This window comes from Streptomyces hilarionis (assembly GCF_024539675.1).
Classification (GTDB): domain Bacteria; phylum Actinomycetota; class Actinomycetes; order Streptomycetales; family Streptomycetaceae; genus Streptomyces; species Streptomyces hilarionis.
The window spans coordinates 1-446 of sequence record NZ_JAHHIT010000448.1 but is presented as its reverse complement, the minus strand read 5'-3'; the positions used below and the strand labels follow the sequence as shown (position 1 = coordinate 446).

General features: G+C 59.4%; 1 protein-coding gene. It reads right to left on the bottom strand.

Going from position 1 to position 446, the window contains the following annotated elements; genetic code table 11:
• Positions 1-446 (bottom strand): chloride channel protein (locus tag KMS84_RS43905; protein WP_256921327.1); only part of this gene is annotated, 446 nt, incomplete at both ends.

The window sequence follows — 446 nt, the reverse complement described above, 5'->3', positions numbered from 1 at the left end:
GCTCCGAGCTTGTGGGTCGCTGTCGCGAATAGCAGGCCGGTAAGGCCAAAGACAATCCCAGCTACCACCACAGCCATGACACTCCACAGCTGCACCGGAACCACTTCCCCAATGACGTAATGCGTGTGAACCACGCCCCAGGCTTGCCCCACCTGGTCAGCAACGATTGCCGCAACCACGCAAGGGAAAAGCGCGTCGTAACGCATACGTCCAATGGCCAATACTTCAAGTCCGAATAAAGCCCCGGCAAGAGGGGTGCCGAAGACGGACGCAAAGCCAGCACTGATACCGGCCATGAGAATCACCCGACGGTCTTCGCGGCGCAGACGGAAGACATGCGTCAGTTGATCGGCAAGGGCACCGCCCATTTGCACCGCCGTCCCCTCACGTCCCACAGATGCACCAAAAAGGTGGGAAACCACGGTTCCGATCAGCACCATCGGTAC